Raw genomic sequence first — 20532 nt, 5'->3', positions numbered from 1 at the left:
CGGGCAAGCCCGCTCCCACAGTGATTCGGGTTGAACTTAAGATTTGTGAACGACACAAAACCCTGTGGGAGCGACGGTGCGACAATTCGACTTGCTCGCGATAGCAATCTAGAGAACGACCGTACGGTTGGCGTTCAAAAACACGCGTCTTTCAATGTGATACCCCACCGCCCGCGCCAGCGTCAGCCCTTCGATATCCCGCCCCTTGGCGATCAGGTCTTCCGGGTAATGGCTGTGGTCCACTGCCTCGACACCCTGGGCAATGATCGGGCCTTCATCCAGGTCGTTGTTGATGTAATGCGCGGTGGCGCCCACCAGTTTCACGCCCTTGTTGTAGGCCTGGTGGTAGGGCTTGGCGCCCTTGAACCCGGGCAGCAGGGAGTGGTGAATGTTGATCGCCTTGCCATCGAGCTTGCGGCACAGCTCCGGCGACAGCACTTGCATGTAGCGCGCAAGGATCACCAGTTCCGCACCGGACTCTTCGATCACCTGCCACACCTGGCGCTCTTGCGACGGTTTGTCGTTCGGGTCCAGCGGGAAGTGGTAGTACGGAATCTGGTGCCAGTCGGCCAACGGCTTGAGGTCCGGGTGGTTGGAGACCACGGCGGCCACGTCCATCGACAACTGGCCGATGCGCTGGCGATAGAGCAAGTCGTTGAGGCAGTGATCGGCCTTGGAAACCATGATCACCACTTTCGGCCGGTAGTTCGGCGCGGTCAGTTCGAAGATCATGCCGAAGGCTTCACCGCGCTCGGCCAGGCCCGCGCGAAAGGACTGCTCGTCGAAACCGTCAGGCTGGCGGAATTCCACACGAATGAAAAAACGGCCCGAGAGCCGGTCATCGAAGGAATGGTGCTCGGTAACGTAGCAGCCCTGCTCGAACAGAAAGCGGGTCACCGCGTCCACGGTGCCGAGTACGCTGGGGCAGTCGGCGGTCAGAATCCATGTGTCTGGGGCGCGGCTCATAATGCGGTGACTCCTGAGAAATCGGTAAAGGTGGTGATCAGGCCTGCACGCTCAGGCCATACTCGGCAGAAGCGTCCTGCAACCACAACCACCAGTAATCCGAGAAGCTGCGACGAATCAGCAGTTCCCAGGTGTCTTCGGCGGTGTGACGGATCATCAGTTGCGATTTGGCGAACACCGTGCCGACGGCCTTGCCCACCGGGAAGTTGTTCGGGTGCACGTCGTAGCTGGTGGACTTCATCAGCACCTGGCGCACGTTCGGGCCGCTCAGTTCGAGGAGTTGTTGGCCGCCGCTGACGTTGACGATCGCAATGTGCAAATCGCCCAGCGCTTTGCGCAGTTTTTGCTCGGCGACCAGTTCTTCACCGGTCGGCACGATCAGCAGCCACTCATCCGGCCCCATCCATTGCAGACTGGTTTCGCCTTTGACAATGACGCTCAGTGCGCCTGGCAACTCAATGCCCAGGGCCTTGTGCACGCCTGCGGCGAATGCTGCATCGTGGCCATCGCCACGGATGGTCAGGTGGCCGAGGAGTTTCTTTTCACGCACGATCACGCCGGCGTTCTTGCGACCCTTGCCCACCAGGCTGGCGAGGTCGGCGTGATGCAACGACGACTCGGCCTTGGCCCCGGAGGTTGGGCGTTGTTGGTAAACATTGGCTGCGGTCATAAAGCACCTTTCCTGAATTCTGTTGGTTCCGGCCTTGTGGTGGCTGCACTACCGCCTTCGCGAGCAAGGCGAATCGTCGCACCGCCGCTCCCACATTTGACCGCATTCCCCTGTGGGAGCGGGCTTGCTCGCGAATGGGCCGACTCGGTGTCAATGCCCACTCACAAGCCTTGAAGCCATCAAACGTTCTGGCGTTCGCCCTTCGGATCAAAGAACACCGAAGAAACGATTTCCGCCTCGATCACGCTGCCGTCGGCCAGCGGTGCGAACACTCGCTCGCCCATCCGCTGCAACCCGCCCTTGACCACGCCCATGGCGAACGAATAGCCCAGGGAGTTGTGCAGGTAACTGGAAGTCACGTGACCCACCATGGTCATCGGGATGGCTTGCTTGGTGTTGAACACCAGTTGCGCGCCTTCCGGCAGCCATTTGTTCGGATCGATCGGCTTCAGCCCAACCAGTTGCTTGCGCTGATCACGCACGCAGTCTTCACGGTTCATGCCACGCCAACCGATCCACGAGAACGGTTTGGTGCGACCGACACACCAGCCCATGTTCAGGTCGTCCGGGGTCATCGAGCTGTCAGTGTCCTGGCCGACGATGATGAAGCCCTTCTCCGCCCGCAGCACGTGCATGGTTTCAGTGCCGTACGGGGTCAGGTTGTACTTCTTGCCGGCGTCGACGATTTTTTCCAGCACGCCCATGGCGTAGTCGGCTTGCACGTTGACTTCGTACGACAGCTCACCGGTAAACGAAATCCGGAATACCCGCGCCGGCACACCACCCACCAGGCCTTCTTTCCAGGTCATGAACGGGAAGGCTTCGCTGCTCAGGTCGATGTCGGTGACTTCAGCGAGCAGCTTGCGGCTGTTCGGCCCGGACAGGGTCATGGTCGCCCAGTGGTCGGTGACGGAGGTGAAGTACACCTTCATGTCCGGCCATTCGGTCTGGTGGTACAGCTCCAGCCACTGCAGAACACGAGCCGCGCCGCCGGTGGTGGTGGTCATGACGAAGTGGTTGTCGGCCAGGCAAGCCGTCACTCCGTCGTCGAAGACCATGCCGTCTTCTTTGCACATCAGGCCGTAACGCGCCTTGCCCACATCGAGCTTGGTCCAGGCGTTGGTGTAGACGCGGTTGAGGAACTCACGCGCATCCGGGCCCTGGATGTCGATCTTGCCGAGGGTCGAAGCATCCAGCAGGCCGACGCTGTCGCGCACGGCTTTGCATTCGCGCTTCACGGCGGCATGCAGGTCTTCACCGGATTTCGGGAAGTACCAAGGACGTTTCCACTGGCCGACGTCTTCGAACTCGGCGCCGTTTTTCAGGTGCCATTGATGCAGTGCGGTGTAACGCACCGGCTCGAAGATGTGCCCACAGTGACGACCGGCCACGGCGCCGAAAGTCACCGGCGTGTAGTTCGGGCGGAACATGGTGGTGCCCATCTGCGGGATGGTCACGTTCAGCGAGCGGGCAGCGATGGCGAGGCCGTTGACGTTGCCAAGCTTGCCCTGATCGGTACCGAAGCCCAGCGCGGTGTAGCGCTTGACGTGCTCGACCGACTCGAAGCCCTCGCGGGTCGCCAGTTCGATGGCGGCGGCGGTGACGTCGTTTTGCAGGTCGACGAATTGCTTCGGCGCCCGGGCGGTGTTCTTTTCATGGGGCACCTGGAACAGCGCCAGGGTCGGCTCTTCGAGACGGCTCAGGGCTTTTGGCAACACGCCTTCGACCGACTGGAAGCCGGCTTCGGCAGCAGCGCGAACGCCACCTTCAAAACCATCGGCCAGGGAATCGCCAAGGCCGTAGACGCCGTTGATGCCACCGACACACACGCGTTTCTGCGGTGCTTCGCCCGGTACGAAACCGAGGATGTCTTCGCGCCAGGTCGGCTTGCCGCCCAGGTGCGAAGCCAGGTGAACCACCGGGCTGTAGCCACCGGAGCTGGCGACCACATCGCAGTCGAGCCATTCGCCCGGGCTGGTCACGGTGTGGGCTTTGACGTCGATGGCGGCCACACGGGCAGCGGTCACGCGCTTGCTGCCACGGGCCTCGATCACGGCGCTGCCGGTGAGGATGCGGATGCCTTTGGCGCGGGCTTCTTCCACCAGCGCACCACGCGGATTGCTGCGGGCATCGGCGATAGCCACCACTTGCAGGCTGGCATCGAGCCAATCCAGGGCAACGCGGTAGGCGTGGTCGTTGTTGGTCGACAGCACCAGCTTCTTGCCCGGTGCCACGCCGTAACGACGCACGTAAGTCGAGATGGCGCCGGCGAGCATGTTGCCCGGCACGTCGTTGTTACCGTAGACCAGTGGACGCTCGTGAGCGCCGGTCGCCAGTACCACGCGATTGGCGCGGACCCGGTGGATGCGCTGACGCACCTGGCCAATCGGTGCGCGGTCGCCGAGGTGATCGGTCAAACGCTCGTGAATGGTCAGGAAGTTGTGATCGTGATAGCCGTTTACGGTGGCGCGCGGCAAGAGCAGCACGTCCGGGGTGTTCTTCAGTTCGTCGATAACGCTGGCCACCCACTCCATCGCCGGTTTGCCGTCGAGGCTTTCGCGGGAGTCGAGCAGGCTGCCGCCGAACTCTTCCTGCTCATCGGCGAGGATCACGCGGGCACCGCTGCGCGCAGCGGCCAGTGCAGCGGCCAGGCCAGCAGGGCCGGCGCCGACGATCAGCACGTCGCAGTGCTGGTTCATGTAGTCGTAGGTGTCCGGATCGTTCTCGGTCGGCGAGCGGCCAAGACCGGCAGCCTTACGAATGTACTTCTCGTAAGTCATCCAGAACGATTGCGGGTACATGAAGGTTTTGTAGTAGAAACCCGGTGGCATCAGCTTGCCGCCGACCTTGCCGAGAATCCCCATCATGTCGTTGTTGACGCTCGGCCAGCCGTTGGTGCTGGTGGCGACCAGGCCTTGGTACAGCGCCTGTTGCGTGGCGCGCACGTTCGGGATCTGCGTGGCTTCGGTGGCGCCGATCTGCAGTACCGCGTTCGGCTCTTCAGCGCCGGCAGCGAAGATGCCGCGCGGACGGGAATACTTGAAGCTGCGACCGATGATGTCGACGCCGTTGGCCAGCAGAGCAGCGGCCAGGGAATCGCCTTCGAAGCCTTTGTAGTTCTGGCCGTTGAAGGTGAAGGTCAAGACTTTGTTGCGGTCGATCCGTCCGCCATTGGACAGGCGATTGATCTGGCTCATACCTTCTCTCCCAGAGCCGTGCTGGCCGCTTTCGGGCTATCGGTCTTGTCGGTGAATTGTGGCTTGGCGCCGATCTTGTAGGTTTCGAGAATCTCGTAGGTCACGGTGTCACGGGTGACGTTGAAGTACTGACGGCAACCGGCGACGTGATCCCACAGCTCGTGGTGCAGACCGCGCGGGTTATCGCGGAAGAACATGTAGTCGCCCCACTCCTCGTCGGTGCAGGTGTTCGGATCCAGTGGACGCGGGATGTGCGCCTGGCCGGATGCGTGGAATTCCTCTTCGGAGCGCAACTCGCCGCAGTGAGGACAGAAGATATGCAACATGGGGATTTCTCCTGTTAGTGGGCAACCGCAGCAGCGCCGTGTTCATCGATCAACGCACCGTTGTGGAAACGGTCGATGGAGAAAGGTGCGGCCAGTGGGTGCATTTCACCCTTGGCCAGGCTCGCGGCAAACACGTTGCCCGAACCAGGTGTGGCTTTGAAGCCGCCGGTGCCCCAACCGCAGTTGAAGAACATGTTCGGTACCGGGGTTTTCGAGATGATCGGGCATGCGTCCGGCGTGGTGTCGACGATGCCGCCCCACTGACGGTTCATGCGTACCCGCGACAGCACCGGGAACATCTCGACGATGGCCTGGACGGTGTGCTCGATCACCGGGTACGAACCACGCTGGCCGTAGCCGTTGTAGCCGTCGATACCGGCGCCGATCACCAGGTCGCCCTTGTCGGACTGACTGATGTAGCCGTGTACGGCGTTGGACATGATCACGCTGTCGATAATCGGCTTGATCGGCTCGGACACCAGCGCCTGCAGCGGGTGCGATTCGATCGGCAGGCGGAAACCGGCGAGCTTGGCCATGTGCCCGGAGTTACCGGCGGTCACTACGCCGACGCGCTTGGCGCCGATAAAGCCTTTGTTGGTTTCAACGCCGATGCACACGCCGTTTTCCTTGCGGAACCCGATCACTTCGGTTTGTTGAATCAGGTCCACGCCCAAGGCATCAGCGGCACGGGCAAAGCCCCAGGCCACGGCATCGTGCCGGGCCACGCCGCCGCGACGCTGGACGGTAGCGCCCATCACCGGGTAGCGGGTGTTCTTGGAGCAGTCGAGGTACGGAATCTCGTCGGCCACCTGTTTGGCATCGAGCAGCTCACCGTCCACGCCGTTGAGGCGGTTGGCGCTGACCCGACGCTCGGAATCACGGATGTCCTGCAGGGTGTGGCACAGGTTGTAGACGCCACGCTGGGAGAACATCACGTTGTAGTTCAGGTCCTGGGACAAGCCTTCCCACAGTTTCATCGCGTGTTCGTACAGGTGCGCCGACTCGTCCCACAGGTAGTTGGAGCGAACGATGGTGGTGTTGCGCGCAGTGTTACCACCGCCCAGCCAGCCTTTCTCGACCACGGCCACGTTGGTGATGCCGTGCTCCTTGGCCAGGTAGTAGGCCGTGGCGAGACCATGCCCGCCACCGCCGACGATGACCACGTCATAGACCTTTTTAGGGGTCGGCGTGCGCCACATTTTCTGCCAGTTTTCATGATGGCTGAGAGAGTGTTTGAAGAGGCCGAAGCCCGAGTAGCGTTGCATAGTCATTTACTCCAAAACCGCACTCAGCGATAAACCGGGAAGTCCGCGCACAGGGCTGCCACTTGCTCGGCGACATTGGCCTCGACATCGGCGTCGCCGAGGTTGTCGAGGATGTCGCAGATCCAGCCGGCCAGCGTGACGCACTGGGTCACCTTGAAGCCGCGAGTGGTGACCGCCGGGGTACCGATGCGCAGGCCCGAGGTCACGAACGGCGACTGTGGATCGTTCGGGACAGCGTTCTTGTTCACAGTGATGTGGGCGCGACCGAGAGCGGCATCTGCCTCTTTACCGGTGAGGCCCTGACGGATCAGGCTGACCAGGAACAGATGGTTGTCGGTACCGCCGGACACTACATCGTAGCCGCGTTTGATAAACACGCCGGCCATGGCCTGGGCGTTGTCGATCACTTGCTGCTGGTAAACCTTGAAGCCAGGCTCCAGCGCTTCCTTGAAGCACACCGCCTTACCGGCGATCACGTGCATCAGCGGGCCGCCCTGGGCACCCGGGAAAACTGCCGCGTTGAGCTTCTTCTCGATTTCTTCGTTGGACTTGGCCAGGATCAGGCCGCCACGTGGACCGCGCAGGGTCTTGTGGGTAGTGGTGGTGACCACATCGGCGTACGGCAGCGGGTTCGGGTACAGGCCGGCAGCGACCAGACCGGCCACGTGGGCCATGTCGACGAACAGCAGTGCACCAACCTTGTCGGCAATCTGGCGGAAGCGTGGGAAGTCGAGGGTCTTGGAGTAGGCCGAGAAGCCGGCAACGATCATCTTCGGCTTGCACTCGACGGCCAGGCGCTCGACTTCGTCGTAATCGATCAGACCGGTCTTGGTGTCGATGCCGTACTGCACGGCGTTGTACAGCTTGCCCGAGGACGACACTTTGGCGCCGTGGGTCAGGTGACCGCCGTGGGCCAGGCTCATGCCGAGGATGGTGTCGCCGGCTTGCAGCAGGGCCAGGTACACGGCGCTGTTGGCCGAGGAACCGGAGTGCGGCTGCACGTTGGCGTAATCGGCGCCGAACAGTTGCTTGGCGCGCTCGATGGCCAGCGCCTCAACCTTGTCGACGTGCTCGCAGCCACCGTAGTAGCGCTTGCCCGGGTAGCCTTCGGCATATTTGTTGGTCAGACCGCTGCCTTGCGCTTCCATCACGCGCTTGCTGGTGTAGTTCTCCGACGCGATCAGCTCGATGTGATCTTCCTGGCGTTGCTCCTCGGCATTCATCGCCGCCAGCAGTGCATCGTCGTAACCCTGGATCTGGTCTTGCTTGCTGAACATCGCGTCTCTCCCAGCGGCATCTTTGCGCCATTCGTCTCGGTAAGGCACTGGCATTTCGGCAGTGCCCTTTGGTAGCGATGGTATGACTGGCTTCAAAGGGTCAAATGCCTACGGGCGCCACGCAAAGGTGCGTTTACGACATGGGGAGAAATGGCGGGCCAAACACAAACCTCAAATCAGCATGCAACCCCTGTGGGAGCGGGCTTGCTCGCGAAGAACGATAACGCAGTCTGTCTGAAATACCGCAGTGCCTGCTTCGCGAGCAAACCCGCTCCCACAGGGTCAGGCGATAACCTGACGCACTGCAAGCAACACCAGGAAATGCAATGGATAGAGCGCATACGCCCAGCGCCGCATCGGTGGTGGTTTTACGTCCTTTGCATGTCGCAACAAGAACAGCCCGAGCCATGGCGCAATCAGACACGCGACGATGGCCGGAATCGCCGTGAAATTGCCCAGACGAGCGGCGTAATACAGCACCTGCCACTGATTGGCCGCCAGGCATACCAACCCCGCCAACAGCGCGAAATACCAGGGCCGTTGCAGCACCAGCAACATCGCCAGTGGCAACAGCACGCCAAAGAACCCGAACATCAATCGCTGGGAGAAAAAACCTGCCAACAGCAACGCGCCCACCGCCAGCAGGCGCGACGCAAGCACCGGCTGCTGCCAGCCACGAACCACCAGCAAGCCCAGGGCAAGGGTGGGCAGCACATTCAAGGTGTCGGGATTGGGAATGTACATCCGGTAAGGAATTTCACTCACCGCACTAAACAGCAACAACCAGCCCAGATAACGCCATTGCCCGGCGTTCACCACAACAGGCTTTCGCGCCAGATTGACCGCCATCGCCAGGCAGAACCACGGAAACGCCAGGCGCCCCGGCACATACAACAAATCGGCGGAATAACCGACATATCGCAGGTGATCGAGCACCATGCTCAAAAGCGCCAGCCACTTGAGCAGATCCAGTGCCCCATCGCGCGGCTTTAAGTGCATGGCCTCGTGCATGCTCTTGTACATGCTCTTGTACATAGTCACGTGCATAATTGCCCTTCGACTGTGTATGTTCCCGACAGCGACATCCAGTGTGCTCCACCTGACGATCTTGGGTACGGTGCGCACCCTCATTGACCACGGGACGCTTCACCATAGGCATCTCGACCACGGAAGCAGGCCATGACCGACAAGAGCCAACAATTCGCCAGCGACAACTATTCCGGCATCTGCCCTGAAGCCTGGGCGGCCATGGAACAGGCCAACCACGGCCACCAACGCGCATACGGCGACGACGAGTGGACCGCCCGCGCCTCTGACGGATTCCGCAAGCTGTTCGAAACCGACTGCGAAGTGTTTTTCGCCTTCAATGGCACCGCCGCCAACTCGCTGGCGTTGTCGTCGTTGTGCCAGAGTTACCACAGCGTGATCTGCTCGGAAACCGCCCACGTCGAAACTGACGAATGCGGCGCCCCGGAATTCTTCTCCAACGGCTCCAAACTGCTGATCGCCCGCACTGAAAACGGCAAGCTGACCCCGGAATCGATCCGCGAGGTCGCGCTCAAGCGCCAGGACATCCATTACCCGAAACCCCGCGTCGTGACCCTGACCCAAGCCACCGAAGTCGGCAGCGTCTACACGCCGGACGAAATCCGCGCCATCAGCGCCACCTGCAAAGAGCTTGGCTTGAACCTGCACATGGACGGCGCGCGCTTCTCCAACGCCTGCGCATTCCTCGGCTGCACCCCGGCTGACCTGACCTGGAAGGCCGGTGTCGACGTGCTGTGCTTTGGCGGCACGAAAAACGGCATGGCGGTGGGCGAGGCAATACTGTTCTTCAACCACAAACTGGCCGAAGACTTCGATTACCGCTGCAAGCAGGCCGGGCAACTGGCCTCGAAAATGCGCTTCCTGTCGGCACCGTGGGTCGGGATCCTGGAAAACGACGCCTGGCTCAAATACGCCAACCACGCCAACCACTGCGCACAATTGCTCGCCGAACTGGTCAGCGACATTCCCGGCGTTGAGCTGATGTTCCCGGTACAGGCCAACGGCGTGTTCCTGCAACTGTCGGAACCGGCCATCGCCGCACTGACCGCCAAGGGCTGGCGCTTCTACACCTTCATCGGCAACGGCGGCGCACGCTTCATGTGCTCGTGGGACACCGAGGAAGAGCGGGTGCGGGAACTGGCGCGGGATATCCGGGAAGTCATGTCCCACTAAAACATTGGTTTACACCGCTCCCCTGTGGGAGCGAGCTTGCTCGCGATGAGGCCAGCACATCCAACATTGATGTCGACTGACACTCCGCTATCGCGAGCAAGCTCGCTCCCACAAAAGCCAACACCATCTCCCCCTGTTGCTTGCTCCTCGTCTACATTGTTTGTCGAGCCGAACCGCTCACATAACAACAATCAGGAGCGTCAGCATGTCATTGCAAGGCAAAACCCTGTTCATCACCGGCGCCAGCCGCGGCATTGGCCGCGAGATCGCGCTGCGGGCCGCACGCGACGGGGCCAACATCGTCATAGCCGCCAAAAGCGCCGAACCCCACGCCAAGCTGCCGGGCACGATTTTCAGTGTGGCCAAGGAAGTGGAAGCCGCAGGCGGCAAGGCGCTGGCCTTGCAAGTGGATGTGCGGGAGGAGGATGCCGTACGTGAGGCCCTGGCCCAGGCCAACGAACATTTCGGTGGTATCGATGCACTGATCAACAACGCCGGGGCGATCAAGCTCACCGGGGTCCAGCACCTCGAACTCAAGCGCTTCGACCTGATGCACCAGATCAACACCCGCGCCGTCTTGCTGTGCAGCCAGGCTGCGTTGCCGTACCTGAAGAAGTCCGGTGGCCACATCCTCAACCTGTCCCCTCCGCTGAACCTGGCCACCAAGTGGTTCGCCCAATACAGCCCCTATACCGTCACCAAGTACGGCATGAGCATGCTGACGCTTGGCATGAGTGAGGAATTCAAGAACTACGGGATCAGCGTCAACTCGCTGTGGCCACAGACGATGATTGCCACCGCCGCCATCGAGTTTCAGCTGGGGTCGAGGGAATCGTTCAAGCATGCGCGCCTGCCAGCGATCATGGCGGATGCGGCGCATGTGATTCTGGGCAGCAGCGGGCGCAGCATCACCGGGCGCTTGCTGATTGATGAGGAGATACTGCGGGAGAACGGTGTGACGGAGTTCGAACACTATCGGTTCGCGCCCGACAGCAGCGACAAGCTGATGACGGATCTGTTTGTCGACTGATTTTCTACACATGCCCCGTAGGAGCTGCCGAAGGCTGCGATCTTTTGATCTTGATTGTAAAAAAGTCAAAAGATCGCAGCCTTCGGCTGCTCCTACAGGGCGAAGATCGGCGCTGTTTAGAACTCGATCCGCACATCCCCCTTCGGCACGCTGCAGCACGACAGGATGAACCCTTCGGCTTCGTCTTCCTCGGTGATCCCGCCGTTGTGCTCCATCTCCACTTCGCCGCCCAGCTTCAACACCTTGCACGTCCCGCAAATCCCCATGCCGCACGCTTTCGGAATCAGCAGGCCGACCTTGGCCGCTGCCGCATGCACGGTCTCGCCCGGGGCCACGCGGATGCTCTTGCCGGAGGCGGTGAATTCCACTTGATGCAGGTCTGCCGCGTCGAGTTCCGGTGCGTCGGCCGCTTGCTCGGCGTGCTCCACGGCGTCGGCGCGCGCCTCTGGCGGGGTCGCTCCGAAGGACTCTTCATGGTAACGCGACATGTCGAAGCCAGCGGCTTCGAGCAAGCGTTTGACCGCGTTCATGTATGGCGTCGGGCCGCAGCAGAACACTTCGCGCTCGAGGAAGTCAGGAACCATCAGTTCCAGCATCTTGTGATTGAGGTAACCGCGATAACCGGCCCATGGCTCGCCCAGTCCGTGCTTCTCGCAGATCAGGTGCAGGCTGAAGTTATCGATCCGCGACGCCATGTGTTCCAGCTCGCGGTGATAGATGATGTCTTTGGGCGAGCGGGCGCTGTGGATAAACGTCATGTCGACGTTGGCGTTGGTGTCATAGAACCAGCGCGCCATGGACATGCACGGGGTGATCCCCACGCCGCCGCTCAGGTACAGGACTTTCGGGCTCGGGAAGTCCATGGCGTTGAACAGCCCGACCGGCCCGTGCACCGCCAGCTCCTGGCCTTCGTGCAGGGTGTCGTGCAACCAGTTGGACACCTTGCCACCCGGCACGCGCTTGATGGTTACCGAAAAGCTGTACGGCACCGACGGCGAGCTGGAAATGGTGTACGAGCGCATGATCGGCTGCCCTTCGATCTCCAGCTCAAGGGTGACGAACTGCCCCGGCTTGAAGAAGAACATGATCGGTTGGTCGGCCATGAAGCAAAAGGTGCGCACATCCCAGGTTTCCTGGATGACTTTGACGCAACGGACGATGTGTCGACCATTGGCCCAGGTCTGGGTGGTTACCGGATTCAGGAAACTATTGGACATGCTGATCTCCACGGCCGACTGCCGGCCTTCATGTTGGCGATTCTGCGTATAGCGCGAACCATCCATTTACCTATCTGCGACATTGACATGCTTATCGCGACCAGCCCCCGGCTACCGGGGCTTGCGCGTCGGGAACAGATTGCACCATGTCGCCCATGGATAAGGTTCTGCCCCGCGCCGGCCCCACACTCGCCCCATACCAAGACACAACCTTTTACACCTTGCGTAGCAAACCGTAGCCAAGTCACTTTCGCCGGCCACACAGAATGGCCTTGAGGATCAAATCGATGGACGTCACCGCAAAAATCAGCCTGGGCGATCCGCTGGAACCCGCACGCAAGGCCACTGCACAGATGCTGCAAGAGCGCGAGCGCACGTTCTCGCTGCCGCAGCCGTTTTACTCCGACGAGCGCCTGTTTGATATCGACATGCAGGAAATCTTTCAGAAAGAGTGGTTGATCGCGGGCATGACCTGCGAGATCCCCGCCAAGGGCAACTACCTGACCCTGCAGATCGGCAAGAACCCGATCATCGTGATCCGTGGCGCCGAAGGCGTGGTGCATGCGTTCCACAACGTCTGCCGCCACCGTGGCTCGCGCCTGTGCACCAGCGACAAGGGCAAGGTCGCCAAGCTGGTCTGCCACTACCACCAGTGGACCTACGAACTGGACGGCCGCCTGCTGTTCGCCGGCACCGAAATGGGCGCCGACTTCGACATGAACCAGTACGGCCTCAAGCCAGTGAACGTGAAGACCGCCGGCGGCTACATCTTCATCAGCCTGGCGGAGAACCCGCCGGCCATCGATGACTTCCTGTCGACGCTCAACCACTACATGGAACCGTACGACATGGAGAACACCAAGGTGGCGGTGCAAACCACCTTGATGGAAAAGGCCAACTGGAAACTGGTGCTGGAAAACAACCGCGAGTGCTACCACTGCAACGCGTCGCACCCGGAACTGCTCAAAACCCTGCTGGAATGGGACGACGTCACCGACCCGCGCGCCGACCAGGCGTTCAAGGACCACGTCGCCGCCTCCGCCGCTGCCTGGGAAGCCGAGAAGATCCCTTACGCCCACGCCAGCTTCGGCCTGCGCAACCGCATTGTGCGCATGCCGCTGCTCAAGGGCACCGTGTCGATGACCATGGACGGCAAACAGGGCTGCGCCAAGCTGATGGGCCGCATCAAGAACCCGGACCTGGGCTCGATGCGCATCCTGCACCTGCCGCACTCCTGGAACCACTGCATGGGTGACCACATCATCGTGTTCACCGTGTGGCCGATCAGCGCCCAGGAAACCATGGTCACCACCAAGTGGATCGTGCACAAGGACGCGGTCGAAGGCGTGGACTACGACGTGGAGCGCATGCGCCAGGTCTGGGACGCCACCAACGACCAGGACCGCCGCCTGGCCGAAGAGAACCAGCGCGGCATCAACTCCACCGCGTACCAGCCTGGGCCATACTCCAAGACCTATGAGTTTGGCGTGGTGAACTTCGTGGACTGGTACAGCGAGCGTCTGCTGAGCAACCTGGGGGCCGAGCCTGCGCCGTATCTGAAAGGGGTTCCGGTTAGCGGCTAAACATCAAACGCAAAAAGCTTCGCGAGCAAGCCCGCTCCCACAGTGGATCGGTGGCGCACACAAACCCTGTGAACGCCTCGGTCATTGTGGGAGCGGGCTTGCTCGCGAAAGCGGCCTCACTTTCCCCGATCATTTAGAACTGAACGAAATATGATCTATCTCGTTCAGGCCTATGCCCGCCGCACCTCCCAGCCTTCCGCAAACAAGTTATCCACATCTCCACCCACAGCTATTGGGGACAACTGTGGAAAGACCGCAAATTTTCTTCACAAAATCCAAAGAAAAATCGTGACTTATCCAGAAGCATGCTTCCACGGACGGACTGATCATTTTTTGATCGACAACCTGAAAGCCACGTATTACAAGGCTTTCAGAGGATGGCAAACACCTTATCCACAGAAGCGCCAACAGACTTTGGGGTTAACTTCGAAGACGCTGTGGAAAACTGCCATAACCCGCAATAAACCGGCGTTTACGTGCAATTCCACGGCTCACAACCGTCAATTGATCATTTTTTGATCGCGACCATGAAAGCCGCTATTTGTAAGGCCTACAGCCGATAGCAAACATCTTATCCACAGAAGCACCAACAGAGATTGGGGGCAAGTTTGCATCCACAGCAGCACTTATCCCCTTGAAAAAGCTTGGAAAAAACACGAACAAGGCTGGTTGTTTTTTGAACGACGCCTCGCAAGGCTTGATTTGTATGGGGTGTAGCGAGGGGCGAACATGTTATCCACAGAACCACCAACAGGGATTGTGGGTAAACACCGAGTTGTTCAGACTTTATTGAGGCATGAATGACCTGAATCCAGGTCCAGGTTCAATTCAAAGTCTTTGAACGCGCGCCATCCGAGCAATATCGACGGGACGTATTGCCCTGCTATCAGCGCCGGCGGGATGGTAAAGCCCGGGTAGTATTTGTAGGTAACCGCCATGGTGTTGCCCTGCAGGGCCAATACGCCGTCGAAGCGTTGGAAACGCTTGTTGTCGTTGGTGGAAACGCTCGAGCTTCCCGGTGTCAGCGCCTGCGCATCGCTGAGTTGCCTGCCAGGTGACGAGGCCGTCAGGTAGTCGACATTTCCCGTATCGATGATGGCCTGCGTTGCCCGGCGATCCAGCTGTGCGGCCACCACCAACCGTTGATTGAGATCCAGGCGGCTAATGGCAATCGGTGCATCACAGCGTGTGGCAGGCGGCGGATTCAGCTCCAGTGTTCTGCTGGTGATCTTCAAGCGCCCCAGCTTGCTGATCAGATCCAGCCCCAACAGATTATCGCGGTCGCTGACAAAGACCAGGACGTTCCTGAATTCACGGGTGCCGACTTTCAGCGACCGGAGAATGCCCAGCCTCGCAGCCAGGCCTTTTTCGCCATAAAACGTGCTGTAGCGATAAAAAGCATCGGGCAACAACCTGATGCCCATCTGTTTCGCGGTGTCGATGTTGACCCGGGTTTGCGGTGCCCCCGTGTCCAGTACAAAACGCGCCGAGGCACCATTGGCCGCGCCGACCTCGATAAATGGCAGCACTTGTTCAGCGATGTAAAAGTCGCCGACATACGGATAGAGCGGCAGCACCTCATGCGGCGTCGAACCCTTGACCGTGAAATCGCCAGTCGCCGCCAGCATAGCCAGTGATTTGCTGCCAAACGTGGAGAACAGAGGCTTCAGATCGGCGCTGGCGGCAATCGCCCGGGCATGCCTGGCCTTGATCGCGAGGTAGTATTCAGGGAGTTGGTTGGCGGCCTTGGCTTCGAGCAATCTGGCGAAGACAGTTACCGAGCAACTGAGGTGTCTATCGGCATCCAGCACCTTGTCGCACTGTTGCCGCAGTTGCGCCAGGGACGCGCTGCGCCCCTGTTCGGAGTCTATCCAGCGGTAAAAATCCTGGTCAGCCACAGGCGCATTTGTCTGGGCGGCAGAGATCACACCTGTGGATAACCACATGGCTGATGCACAGAGCACCAGAAGAGCGAAAGTCTTCATATTCAGGCCAGTCATAAAAACCGGTTTTTATGAGTCAGCGCTGAATGTCTGAAAGCTCCCGAAAGCGTACCGCACCCCTGATCAGCGCATTGAAAACTGTAGCTCACTGCCCTCGTCCCCGTGGAGCGAGAGCAAGGGTTCGTGGCGTTGTGGATAACCGCCGCCGGTCGCCCCCTCGAGCAAGCTCAAGGCCTGTGCATAAGATAGGCGTCACCGCTGACGCGGATCATGGGATGAGGGGTGATCTGGCAGGTCTTGATGATCCCGAAACCGTGCCGCTCGTAAAAACGCCGGGCGCCAGCGTTGGCGGCGTAGTCGATCAGGCTCAGGCCATTGAGCCCCAGTTGGTCGGCGCGTTCTTGAGCATGGGCGAGAAACTGCACGCCCAGTCCCCGGTTGCGCCAGCCTTCATGCAGGACCAGGCTGGAGATGTACAGGGTATCGGGTACCTCCATGTCGGCGTAAGGCGCCAGTACCGGGTCGGTCGTCGGCACAGCCAGTGGATCGTGGCGCATCGCGTAGCTGTGCATCATGCCAATGACCTGACCATCGGCCTCGGCAATCAGGCAGTTCTGGTAGGAGAAATCCACGTCGTCCCGGGCGTATCGAATGGCACCTACATCCAGCAAATCCTGACCGGGCTCGGCCAACTGGCTCCAGATGTAATCCGAAGCGCCCTCTGAGGAAATCTGGAACAGACGCGCAATCGCGCGCGCGTCCGCACGCACTGCCGAACGAAATTCAACTGCCATTGTTTTTTCTCTGCCAGATTTATCCAGTCCACATGAAGGAAAGCGTTAGCGGACCACACCTTCTTCAATCAGCAATTTGAGGATGGCCTCGGCACCGGCCTGGGCCGTTACGCCTTTAAGCACCTGCCCGCCTCCACCACTGGCCTTGGCCGTCGCGGCTTTCATGCGGTCGGCGCCGCTCTTGGCCTTGATCACCTTCAGGCGCTTGGGCCGTGGCTTGGCCGGTTGCAGAGTGGCGACCGCGAGCAGTTCATCGTCGATGACCTCGACGTCCTGTGCTTGCAGCACACCGCGTCGAGCCGGGCCGTAAGCGCTTTGCCGAGGCTTGGGGGCGGCGTTATCCACCGTCGCCAGAAACGGCAGGCGTACCTTCAGGCGACGGCGTTGACCACGGGGCAAGGCTTGCAGCACCAGCGCCGAACCGCCATCGATGGACTCGACCTGCGCCAGCCCCACCACCAGCGGCCAGCCCAGGCTTTCGGCCAGCAGGAAGGGCAACATGCCCGAGCCTTCACCGGTTTCCGCCTGGCTGCCGGTCAACACCACCTGCGCCCCGGCATCACGCAAATAGTCGGTCAGCGCCGGTAGCGCGTCGGCGCCTTGGGGTTGCTCCAGCACATGCAGTTGCTCAAGCCCCATGCCCAGGTAGGCGCGCAAGGCAGGCTCGGCAATATCGCCGGCATGCAGCACCTGCAAGTTATCCCCAGCCAGTTGCAGGCCCAGTTCCACCGCCCGCGCATCCTGCTCCGCGCGACGCGGCCGACCGGATGTCGGGTGGGCACCGATGGACACCAGGCTGATGATTTTCGTGCTCATAACCCTTTCCTTCCCTTAAGCCGCATCGCGCTTTGCGTCGTTGCGGTAAGCCTCTACCGCCTCGATCAATGCTTGAAGAATCTCCGCGCTCTCGCCGATCACCGAGAGGTCCGCGCGCTTGATCATGTCGCAGCCGGGGTCGAGGTTGATCGCCACCACCTTGTCGCAGGCACCAATGCCTTGCAGGTGCTGGATCGCCCCGGAAATCCCCACCGCCACATAGACCCGTGCGGTGACCCAGGTACCGGATGCGCCGACTTGGCGGTCGCGGGCCATGAAGCCGTCGTCCACCGCCACCCGCGATGCGCCTTCGGTCGCGCCGAGGGCTTCGGCGGTCCTGTGGAAAAGGCCCCAGTCCTTGACCCCGTTGCCGCCGGAGAAGATGAACTCGGCTTCCGCCATGGGAATTGCCGCCGGATCGACGGCCACCGCGCCCAGATCTTCGATCCGCGACAGGCTGCGCGCCACGGTTGTGGATAACTCCACGGGCAAGGCTTCGTGACGGGTTTCACTGACCGGTTCGGCGCACTCGACAGCCGCCAGAATCAATCGCGCCAGCGGACGTGCAAGATCCTGCAAACCAGCACCGGCGCGGCCGATGCATTCCTGATCCTTGACCTGCCAAACCCGCGTGGCCGGGCGTTCGCCCAGTGCGGCGGCAAAGCGGCGACCAAGTTCGCCACCACCGCTGCGGCTGTCCGGCAGCAACCAGTGACGCGGACTGAACTGGTTATCCACAGCCCGCAGCCCCTGGACCCGTTGTTCCGGTGCATAACCGCTGAATTCTTCGCCTTCCAGCACCAACAGGCGGTCGACGCCTGCCGTGGCGAAGGCGTTTTCCTTGTGTTCGCCGAACACCACGGCCAGCACTGCGCCGTCCTTGCCGGCCAGTTGATGGGCCAGGCCCAGCAGGTCACGGTCGTGGCTGCTCAAGCGGCCACCGACCATGTCCGGCACCACGCTGATGTAAAACGCCGGCGCGGTCACCTGATGTAGCGGCAATTGCACTTCAACAGCGGCTGAACGTTTTGTCGCTCCACCCTGCTGAGCGCCGCTACGGTCGATACGCTTGATGCCATTGGGACCAATGAAACCGATGCCATGGGGATTTTTGCGGATGACGCCGTTAGGCCCCATCCAGCTGTGTTGCGCTGGCTGCATGGCCGCGTGCAGCGGGTGCAGACGGTTGCGGGCAATCCATTCGGCCCGAGGGTCGCGGCGGATAATGTCGCTCATCAGTGCACCTCCGCAGGTTCACGTTTGGCCGGTGTCGAAGGCTTTCCCGGCGCGGCGTCTTCGAGCAGCGCATCAGCCACCAGTTCGGCGATGTCCTTGATCATCGGCCGGGGTTCGACCACGCCTTCAAGCATCGCGGTGCATTGTGGACAACCCACGGCCACCAGTTCGGCGCCGGTTTCGCGGATGTCTTCCATGCGCATGTCGGGAATGCGCTGCTTGCCCGGAATGTCGGTGATCGGCGCGCCGCCACCACCGCCGCAGCAGCGGGAGCGGAAACCGGAACGTTGCATCTCTTTCACTTCGATCCCGAGGGCGCGCAGGACCTGACGCGGCGCCTCGTATTCGCCGTTGTAGCGGCCGAGGTAGCACGGGTCGTGGTAGGTCACGCTGTCGCCTTTGTGCTGACCGAGGTTCAGCGCGCCAGCATCAATGATTTCCGCCATGTAGGTGCTGTGGTGCTGCACCAGGTAGTTGCCATCGAAGGCGCCGTACTCGTTTTTCAGCACGTGGAAGCTGTGCGGATCGCAGGTGACGATGCGGTTGAAGCTGTACTTGGCCAGGGTCTGGATGTTGCGTTTGGCCAACAGCTGGAAGGTCGCTTCGTCGCCCAGACGTCGGGCCACATCCCCGCTATCGCGCTCTTCGAGGCCGAGGACGGCGAAGTCGATTTTCGCCGCTTTGAGCACTTTGACGAAGGCGCGCAGGGTGCGCTGGTTGCGCATGTCGAAGGCGCCATCGCCAACCCAGAACAGCACGTCGGTGGATTTCTTTTCGCTCAGCAGATTGAGGTTCAAGTCTGCTGCCCAGTTCATCCGCCCGCCCGGCGCGAAACCGCCCGGGTTGTCGGTGGCGATCAGATTTTCCAGGACTTCGGCACCCTTGTTCGGAGTCGCGCCTTTTTCCAGGGTTAGATGGCGGCGCATGTCGACGATGGCATCGACGTGCTCGATCATCATCGGGCATTCCTCGACGCAGGCACGGCAGGTGGTGCACGACCACAGGGTTTCGGCGTCCACCAGACCGTTGACGATCGGTTGATGCGGATTGCCCCCGTGTTCGCCTATCGGCTTGCCCGGATACGGGCTGCCGGCGAATTTTGCATCGGTGCCACCGGCCAGGCCGACGACCATGTCCTGAATCAGTTTTTTCGGGTTCAGCGGCTGACCGGCGGCGAAGGCCGGGCACGCTGCTTCGCATTTACCGCACTGCACGCAGGCGTCGAAGCCGAGCAATTGGTTCCAGGTAAAATCCTTGGGTTTTTCCACGCCCAGTGGCGCGGTCGGGTCGTTCAAGTCCAGAGGCTTGAGGCCCGTGGAACGACCGCCACCGAAGCGTTCGGCGCGACGGTGCCAGGCCAGGTGCAGCGCACCGGCGAAGGCGTGCTTCATCGGCCCGCCCCAGGTCATGCCGAAGAACAGTTCCGACACGCCCCACAACACGCCTACCCCGAGAACCGCCGCCACCAGCCAGCCACCGAAGTTTTCCGGGAGGATCCCGGCCACCGGCAGGGTCAACAGGAAGAACGAGACCGAGAACGCCAGCAAGCTTTTCGGCAGGCGCATCCACGGGCCTTTCGACAAGCGCGACGGAGGGTTGCGCCGACGCAGGTAAACAAAGATCGCTCCGACGAACATCACCGCTGTCATCAGCAGCAGCGCATAGCCGAGGAAACGGTTATGCAGGCCGAAACCATGCACCAGAATCGCCAGCACGATGGACGCCACCGCACCGCCGGCCGTGGCGACGTGGGTGTTGGCAATGTATTTGTCTCGCGCCACCACATGGTGCAAGTCGACCATGTAGCGCTTGGGCATGGCGAACAGGCCGCCGATCAGGTCGACTTTCGAAGCCCGGCCCCGGCGCCACATGGCCACCCGCCGCAACGCGCCCAGGACACCAAGGCCCAGGGCGGCGAACAACAGGATTGGAAGAAGGGTGTTCAACATGGTGAAGCTCCCACCAGTACATCTTGGAGAAACACGGTCGGCG

At 61.1% G+C, this 20532-nt stretch carries 17 protein-coding genes; 4 read left to right on the top strand and 13 right to left on the bottom strand.

The features are described 5' to 3' along the window. Nucleotides 1–108: 108 nt before the first annotated feature. From purU to ASD95_RS02690, 7 genes are all read right to left on the bottom strand, one after another. Nucleotides 109–966, bottom strand: a complete 858-nt coding sequence (purU, locus tag ASD95_RS02720; RefSeq protein ID WP_007981374.1) for a formyltetrahydrofolate deformylase — start codon at nucleotides 964–966, stop codon at nucleotides 109–111. Nucleotides 967–1003: 37 nt separating this feature from the next. Beyond that, complete coding sequence (locus ASD95_RS02715) at nucleotides 1004–1636, bottom strand: sarcosine oxidase subunit gamma (RefSeq protein ID WP_056726582.1); 633 nt, start codon at nucleotides 1634–1636, stop codon at nucleotides 1004–1006. Between the two features lie 179 nt (nucleotides 1637–1815). Continuing rightward, on the bottom strand, nucleotides 1816–4833 hold the full coding sequence (locus ASD95_RS02710) for a sarcosine oxidase subunit alpha (RefSeq protein ID WP_056726581.1): 3018 nt from the start codon (nucleotides 4831–4833) through the stop codon (nucleotides 1816–1818). After that, nucleotides 4830–5159: a sarcosine oxidase subunit delta gene (locus ASD95_RS02705; protein WP_056726580.1), complete on the bottom strand. Its 330-nt coding sequence runs from the start codon at nucleotides 5157–5159 to the stop codon at nucleotides 4830–4832. The genes ASD95_RS02710 and ASD95_RS02705 overlap by 4 nt, the downstream gene beginning before the upstream one ends. 14 nt (nucleotides 5160–5173) lie before the next feature. Next, entirely contained in the window at nucleotides 5174–6424 is a 1251-nt protein-coding gene (locus tag ASD95_RS02700; RefSeq protein WP_038981138.1) for a sarcosine oxidase subunit beta, read from the bottom strand. Nucleotides 6425–6447: 23 nt separating this feature from the next. After that, on the bottom strand, nucleotides 6448–7701 hold the full coding sequence (gene glyA / locus ASD95_RS02695) for a serine hydroxymethyltransferase (RefSeq protein WP_046039380.1): 1254 nt from the start codon (nucleotides 7699–7701) through the stop codon (nucleotides 6448–6450). 282 nt (nucleotides 7702–7983) lie between these two features. Next, a complete protein-coding gene (locus tag ASD95_RS02690; protein ID WP_056726579.1) occupies nucleotides 7984–8748 on the bottom strand; it encodes a TraX family protein in 765 nt (254 codons plus the stop codon). Between the two features lie 132 nt (nucleotides 8749–8880). On the opposite strand from ASD95_RS02690, the gene ASD95_RS02685 reads away from it, so the two are divergent. Together ASD95_RS02685 and ASD95_RS02680 are read left to right on the top strand one after the other, a co-directional pair. Next, nucleotides 8881–9921: a threonine aldolase family protein gene (locus ASD95_RS02685; protein ID WP_056726578.1), complete on the top strand. Its 1041-nt coding sequence runs from the start codon at nucleotides 8881–8883 to the stop codon at nucleotides 9919–9921. Nucleotides 9922–10126: 205 nt separating this feature from the next. Continuing rightward, nucleotides 10127–10951 carry an SDR family oxidoreductase gene (locus tag ASD95_RS02680; RefSeq protein WP_056726577.1) on the top strand — a complete coding sequence of 275 codons (825 nt, stop codon included), beginning with the start codon at nucleotides 10127–10129 and terminating at the stop codon, nucleotides 10949–10951. Between the two features lie 116 nt (nucleotides 10952–11067). Here ASD95_RS02680 and gbcB read toward each other — a convergent pair whose 3' ends face one another. Continuing rightward, the gene (gene gbcB / locus ASD95_RS02675; RefSeq protein ID WP_056726680.1) at nucleotides 11068–12168 is read right to left on the bottom strand and encodes a glycine-betaine demethylase subunit GbcB; all 1101 of its coding nucleotides are present in this window, start codon (nucleotides 12166–12168) and stop codon (nucleotides 11068–11070) included. A 287-nt stretch (nucleotides 12169–12455) separates the two neighbouring features. Between gbcB and gbcA the strand changes: the two genes are divergently transcribed. Further along, nucleotides 12456–13751, top strand: a complete 1296-nt coding sequence (gene gbcA, locus ASD95_RS02670) for a glycine-betaine demethylase subunit GbcA (protein WP_056726576.1) — start codon at nucleotides 12456–12458, stop codon at nucleotides 13749–13751. Between the two features lie 150 nt (nucleotides 13752–13901). Continuing rightward, nucleotides 13902–14270, top strand: a complete 369-nt coding sequence (locus ASD95_RS29035; RefSeq protein WP_156385818.1) for a hypothetical protein — start codon at nucleotides 13902–13904, stop codon at nucleotides 14268–14270. Between the two features lie 260 nt (nucleotides 14271–14530). Here the strand turns inward: ASD95_RS29035 and ASD95_RS02665 are convergent, their stop codons facing one another. From ASD95_RS02665 to dgcB, 5 genes are all read right to left on the bottom strand, one after another. After that, a complete protein-coding gene (locus ASD95_RS02665; RefSeq protein ID WP_056726575.1) occupies nucleotides 14531–15697 on the bottom strand; it encodes a retropepsin-like aspartic protease in 1167 nt (388 codons plus the stop codon). A gap of 224 nt (nucleotides 15698–15921) precedes the next feature. Next, nucleotides 15922–16488 carry a GNAT family N-acetyltransferase gene (locus tag ASD95_RS02660; protein WP_056726574.1) on the bottom strand — a complete coding sequence of 189 codons (567 nt, stop codon included), beginning with the start codon at nucleotides 16486–16488 and terminating at the stop codon, nucleotides 15922–15924. 45 nt (nucleotides 16489–16533) lie between these two features. Then, nucleotides 16534–17304, bottom strand: a complete 771-nt coding sequence (etfB, locus tag ASD95_RS02655; protein WP_056726573.1) for an electron transfer flavoprotein subunit beta — start codon at nucleotides 17302–17304, stop codon at nucleotides 16534–16536. 15 nt (nucleotides 17305–17319) lie between these two features. Continuing rightward, nucleotides 17320–18540 carry an electron transfer flavoprotein subunit alpha gene (gene etfA / locus ASD95_RS02650; RefSeq protein ID WP_056726572.1) on the bottom strand — a complete coding sequence of 407 codons (1221 nt, stop codon included), beginning with the start codon at nucleotides 18538–18540 and terminating at the stop codon, nucleotides 17320–17322. Then, nucleotides 18540–20489, bottom strand: coding sequence for a dimethylglycine demethylation protein DgcB (gene dgcB, locus ASD95_RS02645; protein ID WP_056726571.1), 1950 nt, complete (start codon nucleotides 20487–20489; stop codon nucleotides 18540–18542). The genes etfA and dgcB overlap by 1 nt, the downstream gene beginning before the upstream one ends. Between the last annotated feature and the right edge of the window lie 43 nt (nucleotides 20490–20532).

Origin of the sequence: Pseudomonas sp. Root71 (genome assembly GCF_001429045.1) — a bacterium.
Taxonomy (GTDB): Bacteria; Pseudomonadota; Gammaproteobacteria; order Pseudomonadales; family Pseudomonadaceae; genus Aquipseudomonas; species Aquipseudomonas monachiensis.
The sequence above is the reverse complement of the archived record's forward strand: the minus strand, read 5'-3'. Positions and strand labels throughout refer to the sequence as shown.

Excerpts from the sequence above, each read along its gene's own strand:
- purU (WP_007981374.1), bottom strand. The coding sequence starts at position 966 with ATGAGCCGCGCCCCAGACACATGGATTCTGACCGCCGACTGCCCCAGC.
- ASD95_RS02715 (WP_056726582.1), bottom strand. The coding sequence starts at position 1,636 with ATGACCGCAGCCAATGTTTACCAACAACGCCCAACCTCCGGGGCCAAG.
- ASD95_RS02710 (WP_056726581.1), bottom strand. The coding sequence starts at position 4,833 with ATGAGCCAGATCAATCGCCTGTCCAATGGCGGACGGATCGACCGCAAC.
- ASD95_RS02705 (WP_056726580.1), bottom strand. The coding sequence starts at position 5,159 with ATGTTGCATATCTTCTGTCCTCACTGCGGCGAGTTGCGCTCCGAAGAG.
- ASD95_RS02700 (WP_038981138.1), bottom strand. The coding sequence starts at position 6,424 with ATGCAACGCTACTCGGGCTTCGGCCTCTTCAAACACTCTCTCAGCCAT.
- glyA (WP_046039380.1), bottom strand. The coding sequence starts at position 7,701 with ATGTTCAGCAAGCAAGACCAGATCCAGGGTTACGACGATGCACTGCTG.
- ASD95_RS02690 (WP_056726579.1), bottom strand. The coding sequence starts at position 8,748 with ATGCACGTGACTATGTACAAGAGCATGTACAAGAGCATGCACGAGGCC.
- ASD95_RS02685 (WP_056726578.1), top strand. The coding sequence starts at position 8,881 with ATGACCGACAAGAGCCAACAATTCGCCAGCGACAACTATTCCGGCATC.
- ASD95_RS02680 (WP_056726577.1), top strand. The coding sequence starts at position 10,127 with ATGTCATTGCAAGGCAAAACCCTGTTCATCACCGGCGCCAGCCGCGGC.
- gbcB (WP_056726680.1), bottom strand. The coding sequence starts at position 12,168 with ATGTCCAATAGTTTCCTGAATCCGGTAACCACCCAGACCTGGGCCAAT.
- gbcA (WP_056726576.1), top strand. The coding sequence starts at position 12,456 with ATGGACGTCACCGCAAAAATCAGCCTGGGCGATCCGCTGGAACCCGCA.
- ASD95_RS29035 (WP_156385818.1), top strand. The coding sequence starts at position 13,902 with ATGATCTATCTCGTTCAGGCCTATGCCCGCCGCACCTCCCAGCCTTCC.
- ASD95_RS02665 (WP_056726575.1), bottom strand. The coding sequence starts at position 15,697 with ATGTGGTTATCCACAGGTGTGATCTCTGCCGCCCAGACAAATGCGCCT.
- ASD95_RS02660 (WP_056726574.1), bottom strand. The coding sequence starts at position 16,488 with ATGGCAGTTGAATTTCGTTCGGCAGTGCGTGCGGACGCGCGCGCGATT.
- etfB (WP_056726573.1), bottom strand. The coding sequence starts at position 17,304 with ATGAGCACGAAAATCATCAGCCTGGTGTCCATCGGTGCCCACCCGACA.
- etfA (WP_056726572.1), bottom strand. The coding sequence starts at position 18,540 with ATGAGCGACATTATCCGCCGCGACCCTCGGGCCGAATGGATTGCCCGC.
- dgcB (WP_056726571.1), bottom strand. The coding sequence starts at position 20,489 with ATGTTGAACACCCTTCTTCCAATCCTGTTGTTCGCCGCCCTGGGCCTT.